This window comes from Mesorhizobium sp. M1C.F.Ca.ET.210.01.1.1 (genome assembly GCF_004791585.1).
In the GTDB taxonomy this organism is placed as follows: domain Bacteria; phylum Pseudomonadota; class Alphaproteobacteria; order Rhizobiales; family Rhizobiaceae; genus Mesorhizobium.
Window position 1 is genome coordinate 39,261 of record NZ_SRUU01000011.1, and the last position, 12,725, is coordinate 51,985.

17 protein-coding genes and 1 pseudogene are annotated in these 12,725 nt (G+C 58.4%); 5 read left to right on the top strand and 13 right to left on the bottom strand.

All coding sequences use genetic code 11. The features are described from left to right. Window positions 1-71 precede the first annotated feature (71 nt). The 3 genes from EN853_RS14495 to EN853_RS14505 form a co-directional block, all read right to left on the bottom strand. Entirely contained in the window at window positions 72-251 is a 180-nt protein-coding gene (locus EN853_RS14495) for a hypothetical protein (protein WP_127860444.1), read from the bottom strand. Between the two features lie 184 nt (window positions 252-435). After that, a complete protein-coding gene (locus EN853_RS34570) occupies window positions 436-615 on the bottom strand; it encodes a hypothetical protein (RefSeq protein ID WP_245516981.1) in 180 nt (59 codons plus the stop codon). Window positions 616-636: 21 nt separating this feature from the next. Further along, the gene (locus tag EN853_RS14505; protein ID WP_127860445.1) at window positions 637-942 is read right to left on the bottom strand and encodes a DUF982 domain-containing protein; all 306 of its coding nucleotides are present in this window, start codon (window positions 940-942) and stop codon (window positions 637-639) included. A gap of 145 nt (window positions 943-1,087) precedes the next feature. On the opposite strand from EN853_RS14505, the pseudogene EN853_RS34575 reads away from it, so the two are divergent. Then, a pseudogene (locus EN853_RS34575) lies at window positions 1,088-1,483 on the top strand (homocysteine S-methyltransferase family protein); the annotation flags it as partial. A gap of 346 nt (window positions 1,484-1,829) precedes the next feature. Here the strand turns inward: EN853_RS34575 and EN853_RS14515 are convergent. The 10 genes from EN853_RS14515 to EN853_RS14560 are packed head-to-tail and all read right to left on the bottom strand — an operon-like array spanning window position 1,830 to window position 9,197. Beyond that, window positions 1,830-2,867, bottom strand: coding sequence for a Gfo/Idh/MocA family oxidoreductase (locus tag EN853_RS14515; RefSeq protein ID WP_127860447.1), 1,038 nt, complete (start codon window positions 2,865-2,867; stop codon window positions 1,830-1,832). Window positions 2,868-2,874: 7 nt separating this feature from the next. After that, the gene (aroQ, locus tag EN853_RS14520; protein WP_126088218.1) at window positions 2,875-3,324 is read right to left on the bottom strand and encodes a type II 3-dehydroquinate dehydratase; all 450 of its coding nucleotides are present in this window, start codon (window positions 3,322-3,324) and stop codon (window positions 2,875-2,877) included. A gap of 33 nt (window positions 3,325-3,357) precedes the next feature. Continuing rightward, a complete protein-coding gene (locus EN853_RS14525; protein ID WP_127860448.1) occupies window positions 3,358-3,726 on the bottom strand; it encodes a 5-carboxymethyl-2-hydroxymuconate Delta-isomerase in 369 nt (122 codons plus the stop codon). 14 nt (window positions 3,727-3,740) lie between these two features. Further along, window positions 3,741-4,601, bottom strand: coding sequence for a shikimate dehydrogenase (locus EN853_RS14530; RefSeq protein WP_167524478.1), 861 nt, complete (start codon window positions 4,599-4,601; stop codon window positions 3,741-3,743). An 18-nt stretch (window positions 4,602-4,619) separates the two neighbouring features. Further along, complete coding sequence (locus EN853_RS14535) at window positions 4,620-5,393, bottom strand: amino acid ABC transporter ATP-binding protein (RefSeq protein ID WP_167524479.1); 774 nt, start codon at window positions 5,391-5,393, stop codon at window positions 4,620-4,622. A 7-nt stretch (window positions 5,394-5,400) separates the two neighbouring features. Continuing rightward, on the bottom strand, window positions 5,401-6,225 hold the full coding sequence (locus EN853_RS14540) for a transporter substrate-binding domain-containing protein (protein WP_127860451.1): 825 nt from the start codon (window positions 6,223-6,225) through the stop codon (window positions 5,401-5,403). A gap of 41 nt (window positions 6,226-6,266) precedes the next feature. Continuing rightward, complete coding sequence (locus EN853_RS14545) at window positions 6,267-6,917, bottom strand: amino acid ABC transporter permease (RefSeq protein ID WP_127860452.1); 651 nt, start codon at window positions 6,915-6,917, stop codon at window positions 6,267-6,269. 9 nt (window positions 6,918-6,926) lie between these two features. Further along, the gene (locus EN853_RS14550) at window positions 6,927-7,595 is read right to left on the bottom strand and encodes an amino acid ABC transporter permease (protein WP_127860453.1); all 669 of its coding nucleotides are present in this window, start codon (window positions 7,593-7,595) and stop codon (window positions 6,927-6,929) included. A gap of 46 nt (window positions 7,596-7,641) precedes the next feature. Beyond that, window positions 7,642-8,463 carry a sugar phosphate isomerase/epimerase gene (locus tag EN853_RS14555; protein ID WP_127860454.1) on the bottom strand — a complete coding sequence of 274 codons (822 nt, stop codon included), beginning with the start codon at window positions 8,461-8,463 and terminating at the stop codon, window positions 7,642-7,644. Further along, window positions 8,463-9,197: a GntR family transcriptional regulator gene (locus EN853_RS14560; RefSeq protein WP_127860455.1), complete on the bottom strand. Its 735-nt coding sequence runs from the start codon at window positions 9,195-9,197 to the stop codon at window positions 8,463-8,465. Before EN853_RS14560 ends, EN853_RS14555 begins: the two co-directional genes overlap by 1 nt. Before the next feature lie 250 nt (window positions 9,198-9,447). On the opposite strand from EN853_RS14560, the gene EN853_RS14565 reads away from it, so the two are divergent. From EN853_RS14565 to EN853_RS14580, 4 genes are read left to right on the top strand one after another with little or no spacing between them, the layout of a single operon-like run. Next, on the top strand, window positions 9,448-10,341 hold the full coding sequence (locus EN853_RS14565) for an intradiol ring-cleavage dioxygenase (protein ID WP_127860456.1): 894 nt from the start codon (window positions 9,448-9,450) through the stop codon (window positions 10,339-10,341). A gap of 24 nt (window positions 10,342-10,365) precedes the next feature. After that, window positions 10,366-11,148 (top strand): fumarylacetoacetate hydrolase family protein, encoded by a 783-nt coding sequence (locus tag EN853_RS14570; protein WP_127860457.1) that lies wholly within the window; start codon window positions 10,366-10,368, stop codon window positions 11,146-11,148. Window positions 11,149-11,156: 8 nt separating this feature from the next. Next, window positions 11,157-11,948: a 4-hydroxy-2-oxoheptanedioate aldolase gene (gene hpaI / locus EN853_RS14575; protein ID WP_127860458.1), complete on the top strand. Its 792-nt coding sequence runs from the start codon at window positions 11,157-11,159 to the stop codon at window positions 11,946-11,948. Then, complete coding sequence (locus EN853_RS14580; RefSeq protein ID WP_127860459.1) at window positions 11,935-12,618, top strand: transporter substrate-binding domain-containing protein; 684 nt, start codon at window positions 11,935-11,937, stop codon at window positions 12,616-12,618. The genes hpaI and EN853_RS14580 overlap by 14 nt, the downstream gene beginning before the upstream one ends. Window positions 12,619-12,725 lie beyond the last annotated feature (107 nt).

The following is a 12,725-nucleotide window of genomic DNA, read 5'->3' on the forward strand; positions in this document are numbered from 1 at the left end:
TCTTTGGTTGGAATGGTGGCCGGCTTCATACCGGAATGGCGGCCGGTGTTTGATCGGAATGGCGGCCGGCTTCACGTCGGAATCCGCAGATACATCAACGCAGAGGCTGCGCGGCTCCGCTCCCAGCCGGCGGTTTCGGCTTGATCAAGCAGATCGTCAAGATGCGCTGCCAACGCGTCCTGGCAATCGCTATCGTATCGTGCGGCGTTGACCTTATGCACGGGTGTTCTAATCAGTGTTTCCTTTGCCATGGTGCTCGTCGAAATTGGCGCTAGATAGCTCAACCAACTCATGTGGATGAGGCGGCACGACGCGCCGCCTCTGCCCAATCAGACGTGCCTTGATGGAACTTTGGGAATCGCAAGAGGCATTGTTTCATCCTCGATAAGGATGTCCTTCTTGCGGGCAAAGGCTACGAAAATCCCTCTTGCCGTTTCACAATCGACATCTTCCACCAAATGCAGCCTTGCAAGCGCGAATAGCCGCTTTCTGTTCCGGGCTGTTGCCGCACCAATCGGCGGCGAACTGGTAGGCGTCGGCGACAGTGTTCAGTTGACGCGGAAAACCCAGTCCGACCCAGACGCGGACCGGCTTTTCGAAGGGTCTGGACAGCATGGTGACCTCCCTTACGGCAGCTTAAGCGACCGCTCCGCCGCCTTGGCCGCGATTGCCGCTGACCATCCAAGGCAAGGCAGTGGTCACTTCCTCATGGATTCTGGCCGACTTTGCGAAGCCGCAGAAGGCTTCCCTGGCGGCCGACAGCGGATAGTCGCTGTCGAAAGCGCACTGGCAGGCGCGCAGCGCGGTTTCATAAATGGGGCCGCGTCTGTTTTTTGGCCACTCGTAGAGAAATTCCAGGGCGTCCTCGATACACCCGATTTCCTGGATGAGGCTGTTCCCATTTTTCACGAAAACAGGGCTGTCGAACATCCGATCGTTCATAAGATCCTCCAAGTCGAACGAACAATTGAATTTTGAATGGGCGGGACCGACAGCGGCCCGCCCAACGGGCGATATGGGTTTGTGGATTTTGATCGTCAAGGGCTCGGGCTCTGGCCCGCAACAGAGAAAAAATGGCCCGCTCGATGCCGAAGGCGCTGAACTGATCGCCTGTTCCGGACAACTTGCGAGGATGGCGGTGGTCAATTCCGGGATGAAGGTGTCGGTGGCCGGCTGCCTTCCTCCGATTTTCGGGTCTTACGAACCACAACGCTTCGAACCCGAGCGAGTGCAGGACTACCTTGGCGTCTTCATTGTCGGGCTGGAGCCCTATGTCGATCTGTGGCTCGGCGAGACTTTGACCCTGATTGCCGAAGGCGAGGCCGTCCGGCCCGCCGTGCAGCCGACCAACAAGCCGCTCGGGATTTCCTTTTCCAGCATTGATGCATTGCTGCTGGGTTCAGGCGCGGCGGCGGCAGCGCGCCATGCGCATTGGCCAGGGGTCGATCCAAGCGGCGACCGCCAGCGGGAAACGTTCACATGACGGGGATATGGCCGGTTTCCGCCATACAACGGTGGTTGGACGGGCACCTAGTAGACGGCATGGTGCGACCGTTTCGGACACCCGGCTCCAAGTACCGAATGACAAAAAGGCACGTCAAGGCGAACGTTGATCTCTCCCTTAAGTCGGCTTCGAGCAGTCACCCAGAAATTCGATGAAGCGTTGCGTCTTGCCGAAGCAGGGCGTTTCGATGGCGGCGAAGACAGAGCGGCGGCGACGATTTCCTCCGCCAGAAGCGCATGCCTAGCATCGGAATTGAGCCGGCGTTCTCATCGCATCGGATGCAACGAGACGCGAAGGGCGAGCAGGCGGTCACGTTACTCAGGCGTCAGTTCAACTCGATACGTTCTCCCGTTGCCGCCGAGCGTTTTACCGCATCGACTACCCTCAAGGTTTTGAGCCCCTCTCGCCCGCTGACAAGCGGCGGTTCGTCTCCGCGGATCACCTTGCAGAATTGCCTGATCTGCAGAACGAGTGGGTCCTGGTTGTCGACGTCGATACGCGTTTGGTCAAAGGGTTCCCACCAACTCCGTTTACCAGGATTGCGCCAGACCTCGAGTGACGGAACAGCCAGCGACCCGTGCGTTCCTCCGATCAAGTAACAGGATTGCTCGGTTTTGGGGTAAGCCGGATTCTCTCCGGTTGTCATCTCCCAGCTCCACGGTGCGACCACCGCGTCCGAGACTGTCGCAGTTCCCAACACTCCGTTCTTGAACTCAATCAGGATCGCTGCCGTTTCCTCAACTGCGTTGCCGCGCACCGCGTTGGACTCGCGTGCCTGAACCGCAGCCACATCGCCGAAAAGGTAGCGCAGATTATCGACATCGTGGATGAGATTGAGGAAAACCGGCCCCGCACCGCGCTCACGACGCCACGAGATGTCGAAGTAGTCGTCGGGTTTGAATAGCCAGAACATTGCATTGACAACAAGAACGCGGCCGAGCTTTCCGCTTTCGATGATTTCCTTTGCCTTTTGCATCACCGGATTGTGTCGGCGGTGATGACCGGTCAAAAGAGGAACACCTTTTGCCTCAGCCGCTGCGATCAGCCTTTCCCCGGATATAATGTCGTCGGCGATAGGCTTCTCGATGAGTGCAGGAATGCCGGCTTCAACGGCTTCCAACCCGTTCTGAACGTGAGCCGGGTTGGGCGTAGCCACGATGATCCCATCAGGTAGGTCTGCGGCAATCATTTCTGCCAAGCTTGGAAACCACTTCACGCCGGCTTCGCTGGCAATGGTCTCGCCAGCCGGCGTGGGATCGACCACGGCGCTGAGTTGCGCCGAGGGCTCGGCCAGGACGTGCTGAATATGGCGCTTACCGATGAGGCCGGCCCCAACCACGGCCAGCTTAACCTGTTGGGTCATGGTCACCTCAGCCCTTGCCCGCCGCCTTGATCATTGTCGCCGCGCGTCGGATGGCAAGCTGGTATCCTTCCGTTCCAAGGCCGCAGATCACACCATCCGCGCGGTGCGAAACGAACGAATGGTGTCGGAAGCTTTCGCGCTTGTGCACATTGGATATGTGAATCTCGATCACAGGCCCCTCAAATGTGTTCAGAGCGTCGAGGATGGCAAGTGAGGTATGGGTGAAGGCTGCCGGATTGATGACGATGCCTGCACCGTCCTCGCGCGCCTCATGAATCCAATCGATGATCTCGTATTCCCGGTTGCTCTGATGGAAGCGGATTTCATGGCCGAGTTCTGCCGCCAGCTTGCGGCAGTCCGCCTCTACGTCTGCGAGCGTTTCATGCCCGTAGATATGCGGCTGGCGTTTGCCAAGCAGATTGAGGTTTGGTCCATTGAGAACGTAGATCAGGCTCATAGCATAGTGTCCTTCTTGAGCACGCTGTTCTGGTCAGGCGAACGCGATTGCTTGAACTGCAAAATCAGGGTCCGACTCGTAGAGATCCGCGCGCAAACCGAGCTTTCCAGCTTCGAGAGCAGGCGCGGCGATCGTCCGCGCGGCCTCTAGAACGGCAGTGAGAAGCTTCTGCTTGGCCTCTGCAGTACGACCCGGTGCCATCCGCACGATGATTTGAATGAAATGATGATCGACATGCTCATCGCCCACGCAGGAGTATGTCGCCTCCCGCGCAAACGTGCGCACGGCGGAAGGTTTCACAAGGCCGCCATCGCGAACGCAGCGATGCACGGACAGCGTCAGTCGGTCCATGGCTACATGCTCGCCTGCGCCCCGGCTATAATCGATGATGATATGCGGCATTTAGGATATCCCCATCAAGCCGACAGGCGGCACAGGTCCGTAAAGTGAAGGGACATGCGCTCTACGTCCGGTGCTATCCCGGTGAACAATTCGAAAGCCGCTGCTGCCTGGTAGACGGTCATGCCGCCGCCCCGAAGGGTCCGGCAGCCTTTTCCTTCGGCGAGAGCAAGGAGCTCTGTGACGAGTGGCATATAGACAATGTCGGCCACCCAATGCCGTGGCAGAAGCCATTCCGCATCGATCGGCAAACCAGGATGGCTCTTCATACCCGTCGGCGTCGCGTGGATGAGGCCGTCCGCGGAACGCAGGGCGCTGCCGACATCCGTCGTGGCACGCGCGCAATCCCACGAGAACCGATCGTTCAACTGCTGGGCCAAGGTTTCTGCCCGTTTTGATTCCTGGTCAAAGATCGATAGTCTGTCAAATCCGAGCTTGATGGCGGCATGCGCCACGGCGACACCGGCGCCGCCGGCGCCAAGCAGGACGACATGCGACTTCGCGACATCCGGAAGGCCGCGCTGGAAATTCTCGTAGAAACCGTACCAATCCGTGTTGTGGCCGATCCTCTCGCTGTTGCGGAAGACCACGGTATTGACCGCACCGAGCATCTTTGCATCCTCGGAAAGGCGACTGAGGTGGGCGATCACTGTCTGCTTGCACGGATGTGTAATGTTGCTGCCGGCAAAACCGCGCTGCTCTTCCTCGTCCAGGAGGTCCGGCAGCGCGGAGGCGGGAAGGCCTCGCTCGGCGAAGTCGAGAAGCTCGTAACGGTAATCGAGGCCCTGGCGTCGCCCCTCCATTTCGTGGAGGGCCGGGGACTTTGACATTTGGATGTCGGCACCGATCAGCCCCACGAGGAATTTCTTGTCGTGCATTGGCATCGCTTTCGAAAGTCAGTGATGGGCCAGGATTTCACCGAGGAAGGTTTTCGTGCGCTGGTGCTCGGGAGACTTGAAGAAGACCTCCGGTTCGGCCTCTTCGACGATTTCTCCGGAGTCCATGAAGATGACGCGGTCAGCGACCTGACGGGCAAACCCCATTTCGTGCGTGACACAGATCATCGTCATGCCGTCACGGGCGAGCCCGATCATGGTGTCGAGCACCTCTTTCACCATTTCGGGATCGAGGGCAGAGGTCGGTTCGTCGAAGAGCATGACCTTCGGCTCCATGCAGAGCGCGCGGGCGATGGCGACGCGTTGTTGTTGTCCGCCCGATAGCTGCGCCGGATATTTGTCCGCCTGGTCAAGGATTCGAACGCGCTCGAGATATTTTCGACCCAGTCGCTCTGCGTCAGCGTGGCTTACGCCTCGAACACGCATTGGGGCGAGGGTACAGTTCTGAAGTGCGGTTATATGGGGGAAGAGATTGAAGCTCTGGAAGACCATTCCCACTTCGCGGCGTACAGCGTCGATGGATTTGGTGCTTCCGTCCAGTACGTGACCCTCGACGACGATTTTGCCTTCCTCGATCGTCTCGAGGGCATTGATGCAACGGATTAACGTTGATTTCCCAGAGCCTGACGGCCCGCAAAGGACGATTTTTTCGCCTTTGCGGACCGACAAACTGATGGATTTCAAGGCATGGAAAGTGCCGTACCACTTCTGCACGTCCTCAAGGGAAATCAGCATCGATTGATCTTTTGCGGAATTGAGCACGGAACCCTCCATTTGGGCCTTACTTCACGGTGAACGGGATGTTCGGAATGGATTCCGGGAACTTCGGCAGATCGATCGCCATCCACTTCTTCGTGATGGCGGCAAGCTCACCATTGGCCTTGATCTTGTCGATGAAGGCGTTGACGGCTTCGTTCCAGTCCTTCTCGCCGAGACGGGTACCGACGCCGTTGTAGGTTGTCAAAAAGTTAATCTTGCGCTCGTACGTGCCGGCACTGGCCGCATCCAGACGCTGACCATAGAACTGGTTGCCGCCAACCGCCTTTACCTGTCCGGAGACCAGTGCCTGGATGGTTGCGGCGTCGTCATCAAAGCGGCGAACCGTTGCGGTGGATCCGACGGCGTTCGTTACCGCCTTGTCCTGCGAACTGGATTTCGGAACGCCGATCTCCCATCCGGCAAGGTCTTCAGGCTTCGTAACCGTGTCGGACTTGGCGGCATAAAGCGAAATCGTGTTGGCAGCGTAAGGCTTGCTGTATTGAATTGCTTTCGCGCGTTCTTCCGTCATCGCCATCGTTGCGAATAGGATGTCGACTTTGCCGGTCGTAAGCGCCGGAATTCGGTTGGCAACGGCGAGCGGCTGGAATTGAACCTTCACGCCTAATTCCTTGGCAAAAAGGTTGGCGACGTCAGCGTCGAAGCCGTCCTGCACGCCGCTTGTGTTAACGAACCCCCATGGCGCATTGTCGCCCTGGATGCCGACCACGAGCGTGCCCTTTGCCTTGATTTCCTCTACAGTTGCCGCAGAGGCGGCGGCAGTGCCAAGGGTTGCGAAGGCAATAGTTGCCAGTGCAAGTCCGAGAAAATTTCTACGGCTGTTATGCATGCTTATTCTCCTCCTTAAGGGTTTTGCTTCGAGCGAAGCGGTTAGCGGGCAGCTTTCGCCATCCGTTTTTCAAGGCGACTTCCCGCATGGGAGAGCGGCCAGCAAATGATGAAGTAGATTGCGCCGACGATCCCGAAGACGAGCAGCGGACGATAGGTCTGGTTTGAAATGATCTGACCGGCGCGAGTCAGTTCAATGAAGCCGACGATTGCTGCCAGCGACGTGCCCTTGGTGAGCTGGACAAGGAAGCCGATCGTGGCCGGCATCGAAATTTTCAGGGCCTGCGGCAGAATGACGTCCTTCATCCGCGAGACATAATGCAGACCGAGGGCGTTGGCGGCTTCCGTCTGGCCCTTCGGCACAGCCTCGATGGAGCCACGCCAGATCTCGCCCAGGAAGGCGCTGGCATGGAGCGTGAAGGCGACTGCGACCGCGATCCACGCGTTAACGTCGATGCCCAACAGCGCAACGCCGTAATAGACAACGAAGAGCTGCATCAGAAGGGGCGTGCCCTGGAAGACGCCGATATACCCTGCGGTGATCGTCCGGGCGACCTTGTTCTTCGAGGTGCGCAGGAGCGCGATCAGGATTCCGAATATCCCCCCACCGATGAAGCCCACGATCGCCAGCAGCACGGTCCATTTCAAACCCTGCATCAAAAAGAGAAATTGATCTTCTCCGATGGGACCCATGGCTGCTTCCTATCGCGTCGGGTAGTTGAAGTAGTGGCGAGAAATGAGCGCAAAGAGGCCCATCATCAGGCTTGAGATGACCAGGTAGATAGCGGTCACCGTGAAATACACTTCGAAGCTGCGGAAGGTGTCAGACTCAATGCGCTGAGCGGCCGAGGTCAGCTCGTAGGCGGCGATCGACGTGCAGACAGACGTTGTCAGTGTCAGCATGATGAACTGGCTTGTGAGCGAGGGATAAATCGCCCGCAGCGCCGGCTTGAGCACGATGAGCCGGAAGACGTCCGCCTTGTGAAGACCAAGTGCGAAACCTGCCTCGATCTGGCCGCGCGACACGCTCTCGATCCCGCCTCGGATGATCTCGATTGCGTAGGCCCCACCATTGATGCCGAGGGCAATGATCGCCGTGACGGTCGGATTGAGGCGGATGCCCATGAGAGGAAGGGCAAAATATATGAAGAAGATCTGCACCAGGAATGGCGTATTACGCACAACCTCGACGAACACGATCACGGCAGCCCGCGTGATCTCGCTCTTGGAACTCCTTGCAACGACGCCGAGGAGCCCGATGACGAGTGCGAGGAGCATCCCAGCTAACGCAAGGCCAACCGTTCCAAGCGAACCCCATAGCAATTCCGGGGCGCGGTCGAGGACCGCACCGAAATCGAACGTATACCGCATTTAAGACTTCCTCCTCCTGACCGGCCTAGGCCGCGTCGGCGCCGGATCAATGATCCGGTTTCAAAATTCCCAGTGCGCTGGCATGCAGATGTTTTAGGTGTGCCTCCGGGTCGACCGACCCGACGAGTGGCACTTCGACCGAGATAGCAGCGCCGTATTCAGTTGCCGCACAAAGCTCCTCCAATGGCAGTTCGCCTTCTCCAGGAGCGAACCTACCGCTTCTCGCCTCGGCGATCATTGCGTCTGATGTTTTGGGCGCAGGACCGCGGGCGTCGCAAAGCTGGATGTGTTTTACCTTCCCTGCATTTGCGCGAAGCTCGTCGATCGAGGCTCCGTTTCGGAAGAAGTGAACCCCGTCAACGAGGGCACCGGCATTCTCTGCTCCACAGGCATTCAAGACCTCCACGCTGTCCCGAAAGGTCCTTACCGTCCGCCAGCCCATGTTTTCGATGTCGACTGACATGCCATATCGCGCCGCGACGCCGCAAAACTCTGCAAGGTTTGTGGCAAGACGGCCGCCGTCTCGATCATCCCCGCAAACACTCAGCCGGCGCGCACCTATGTTCGCAGCGGCTGCCACGGTCGCCTCATGGGAGGCCGCAACGAAGGTCTCGTCGATCACGAAGAACTCGATATCGAATATCTTGATGCCTTCGCCATCGGCAATTGCCTTGAATTCCTGGGCACTGTGGCTGCCCACCGGTAACTCGTAGAAAGGGGCTCCGGGAAAGGCGGGGTGAAGACGAAGCCCTATCGACGCAAAACCCGCCCGAGCAGCTATCAGCGCGAATTCCTTGGGCGGCAGCCCGATCGATGAAAAATGCGCCACGCCCAGTTCAAGGCGCGGCCCTGGGGTCGCGACGGTCATCACAAGGTCCCCTTTGTCGCAAGGTGATTGCGCAGATTGGTTCCCGTGCGGTGAATATGCTGACGCAACATATCGCACGCATAGTCCAGATCCCTGGCGACGGCTCCCTGAGCGATCTCACTGTGCTCCTGGCTGACGTTGCGGTCACCCGACGTGCGGGTCAGAAACACCCGGCGATAACGGTCGTTGAGATTAAGCAGCAGGCTGCAGAAATGGAGCAGGATCGGCTTCCCGCAGCCGGATATAAGTGTCAGATGGAATTCGCGGTGGAGCTCTTCCCAGCGCTCGAGTGTCTCGGGGCGGGCCGCGTCACGCTCAGTGCGGTTAAGGCGATGCAGCGCTCTCATAACGTTGCTTTCCCACTCCACATCGCCGATCCGCATGGACTCGCGAAGCGCAAAGACTTCGAGTTCTTCGCGCAGGATGGTTATCTCTTCCAGATTGGCCAAGGAGATTGATGAAACGCGGTAGCCGCGATTGTCCTCGAACTCCACTAGACCGTCCGATATCAGCCGCGCCAACCCTTCACGCAGCGGACTGAGACTTACGTTGAACGTCTTGCGCGCCTTGTCGAGATTGATCTTGCTGCCGGCCTGAAGCTCGCCGGAGATGATCGCCTCACGAAGACGGGATGCAAGCTGGCTCCCAATCGTGTTTTTGCCGTCATCGAGAAAGCCAGAAGACGATGGAGCATCTTCTGCCGGCGGAGCAGATGCGCCGTCATGCGGTACCATTGCCCGGCTCCCGAAATTGATCGTCGATGATCGGTATTATAAACGATTATTCCTGTCAACTTCGGCGCGCCGAAATTTGCAAAAAAGCCAAGCGATAATTTCGTTTATTGCAATAAAATATAATTAAATCAAGTAGATAGGCGTTTCCATCCCGATCTCTTCGGCATCTCGGTGTGGCGATATTGCGCGGCGGCGGCCTTGACAGATAATCGATTATTTGGATATTCGGGCAAATCGGGAGGTAGCCCACATGGTGATCAAAACTGAAAGCGATCTGACGCCAGCCGTCCTCGCTGTGATGAATCGCACTGAAGACCCCCGCCTGCGAGAGATCCTCGTGTCGATGGTCACGCATCTTCATGCGTTCGTGCGTGAGGTTCGACTGACTGAGGTCGAGTTTCGGGAGGCGACAGCCATGCTGAACGAGATCGGGCAGCTGCATACTGATCACCACAACGAGTTTGTGCTGATGGCCGGTTCTCTTGGCGTGTCTTCACTTGTCTGCCTGCTGAACAATGGCGACAGAGGACAGACTGAGACCTCCCAGTCGCTGTTGGGCCCATTCTGGCGCCTCAACTCTCCGCGAGTCGAAAATGGCGGCTCGATCATCCGATCCGAGACGCCGGGCACTCCCTTGTTCGTGCATGCCAAGGTCGTTGACCGCGACGGTAAGCCAATTGCCGGCGCTGAAGTGGATGTCTGGCATGCATCTCCCGTGGGTCTTTATGAAAACCAGGACCCGGACCAGGCCGAGATGAACTTGCGCGGCAAATTCACGACCGACGAGCAAGGTCGATTCTGGTTCAGGACCGTCAAGATGGTCGGGTATCCGATACCGGTCGATGGCGTGGTCGGACGCCTGCTCAGAGCTCAGGGACGCCATCCGTACCGACCAGCGCACCTGCACGCACTGATCTTCAAGCATGGATACAAGACGCTGATTTCCCAGGTCTTCGACCCCAGCGACCCGAACATCGACTCCGATGTTCAGTTCGGTGTCACGGCAGCGCTGACCGGCGACTTCATTCGTCATGAGGAGCCCCATCCGACCGAAGCGGATATTCCTGGTCCATGGTTCTCGCTCGACTACACCTATGCCATGGAGCCCGGCGAAGCCGTTTTGCCGCGTCCCCCGATCAAATAAATCACGATCAGCAGAGCAAACGATATGATCACCGAAGAAGAACGCCGGGCCGCGGCAGACGCGCTGCTCAAAGCTGAAATCGAGCGCAAGCCGATCATACAGCCTAGCGAGACCTACCCGAACCTCGAGCTCGAGGACGCCTACCGAATTCAGGCTTTGTGGGCGGAGGCGAGGGTAGCCAAGGGCGCACGGATCGTCGGGCATAAGATTGGCCTGACGTCACGCGCAATGCAGATGGCTTCGAAGATGACGGAGCCGGACTATGGCTGCATTCTTGACGATGCGCTTTACAACGACGGAGCGCAGATCAGGGCTGACTTGTTTATCAAGCCGCGCCTTGAGGTCGAGCTGGCCTTTGTTATGGGTGAGGATCTCGTCGGGCCCGGCACCAGGATCTATGACGTCATGCGTGCGACCGAATTCGTTGTCCCGGCGCTCGAGATTATCGACTACCGGACCGAAGTCCCTCGAGCGATCACGGATACCATTGCGGACAACGCGGCTTTCGGCGCCCTCGTCGTTGGCGGCCGTATAATTCGCCCGATGGACATCGATATCCGTTGGGTCGGAGCGACTCTTTCCAAGAACGGCATCATCGAGGAGTCGGGCGTGTCGGCGGCGATCATGGGACATCCGGCAGCCGGCATCGCGTGGCTGGTCAACAAACTTCATGTTGTGGGCGGTGGCCTGAAGAAGGGACAAATAGTCCTGGCCGGCTCCTTCACGCGTCCTGTCGATATCGCGAAAGGTGATGTCATCCAGGCCGACTATGGCCCTGTTGGCTCCATCGGCGTGTCGCTCGTGTGAGGTGCCAGTTGGATCATCCTGTCAATCGGTTCAAGCGGAAGCTCTTTGCTGGTCAAAGTCAGATCGGCCTGTGGTGTGGCCTGCCGGGAACCTACGCCGCGGAAATCGTCGCGCCTTCAGGTTTCGATTGGCTCCTGTTCGACACGGAACATTCTCCGGGTGACGTTCTGACCGTCCTGCCACAATTGCAAGCGGTCGCACCGTACGACGTTTCACCAGTCGTCCGCCCGGCCATCAACGACCCAGTTCTCATCAAACGTTTCCTGGATATTGGCGTTCAGACACTGCTCGTTCCCTACGTTCAGAACGCGGAAGAGGCGAAAGCCGCAGTCGCAGGCGTGCGATATCCCCCGGATGGAATCCGTGGTGTTTCTGCCCTGACGCGCGCCACCCGTTTCGGCCGAGTTGCGCAGTATGCGCAAAATGCGGAGCGGGAAATTTGCCTGTTGCTGCAAGTTGAGACGCGGGAAGCGCTTGGCAACCTCGAGTCGATTGCCTCGGTAGACGGGGTGGATGGCGTGTTCCTAGGACCGGCAGACCTTGCAGCGAGTTTCGGACACAGGGGCCAACCGGCCCACCCGGAGGTGGTCGATGCAATTGTCGACGCGATTGAACGCCTGAAAGCGTTGGGCAAGCCTGCGGGCATTCTTACCTCGGATGAGAAGTTCGCGGCACGGTGCATCGCACTGGGAACACTGTTCACTGCCGTTGGTGTCGATGTCGCTTTACTGGCGAGGGGATCGGAAGCACTCGCGGCACGCTTTGCATCGCAAGGAGCGGTCCACGATGCCGGAACGTGATGAACTCCTCACTGAAATCGCAGCGACGGGAGTTATCAGAGCGGCGGTCAACATGTCGAATGCAGCACTTGTCCAACTCGATCCGGTGACAGGCGTTCTAACAGGACCGAGCGTGCAGATCGCGATCGAACTTGCGGCAGAACTCGACTGCCCTTTGTCACTGGTTCGATACGGATCGGCCGCTGACATTCTTGCGGCTGCCAAAGGCGACGAGTGGGACGTTGCATTCATTGCTCCCGATCCGTCACGTGCCGACAGGTTCTCCTTCTCGCCCCCCTATACCACGGTGACCGCCAGCTTTCTGGTGCCAGACAGTAGCCCGCTAGGCAGCGTGGGGCATGTCGACGTCGAAGGGGTGCGCATCGCCGCCGCCAAAACCGCCGCGTATACAAAGCAGCTTGAGCGACAGGTTAGAAATGCCATCCTCCTCCATACCGAAAATCCCGCCTCCGCCCTGGACATGCTTATATCCTCCCAGTGCGATGCGGCTGCGGGCTTGACCGAGTCCCTGTCACGTTTCTGCGAAGAGAATCCAGGTTTCCGCGTTGTTGAGGGGACATTCTCGAAAGTGCCTCAGGCGATCGCTGTGCATCGGAGGTGCGCGCATGCTTCAACCTTCCTGTCGGATTTCATCCGGCAGCATTGCAGCGCGGATAAGCCGAGCAATTGAAGCAGGTGGCGGAACATGCGAGGGAGCCGGACCGAGGGCGCTGTCGAGCCTTTGTGTAGGCTAGATAGAGAACCCGCTCGCACAGAAAACTAGTCCTCTTCCTCGCC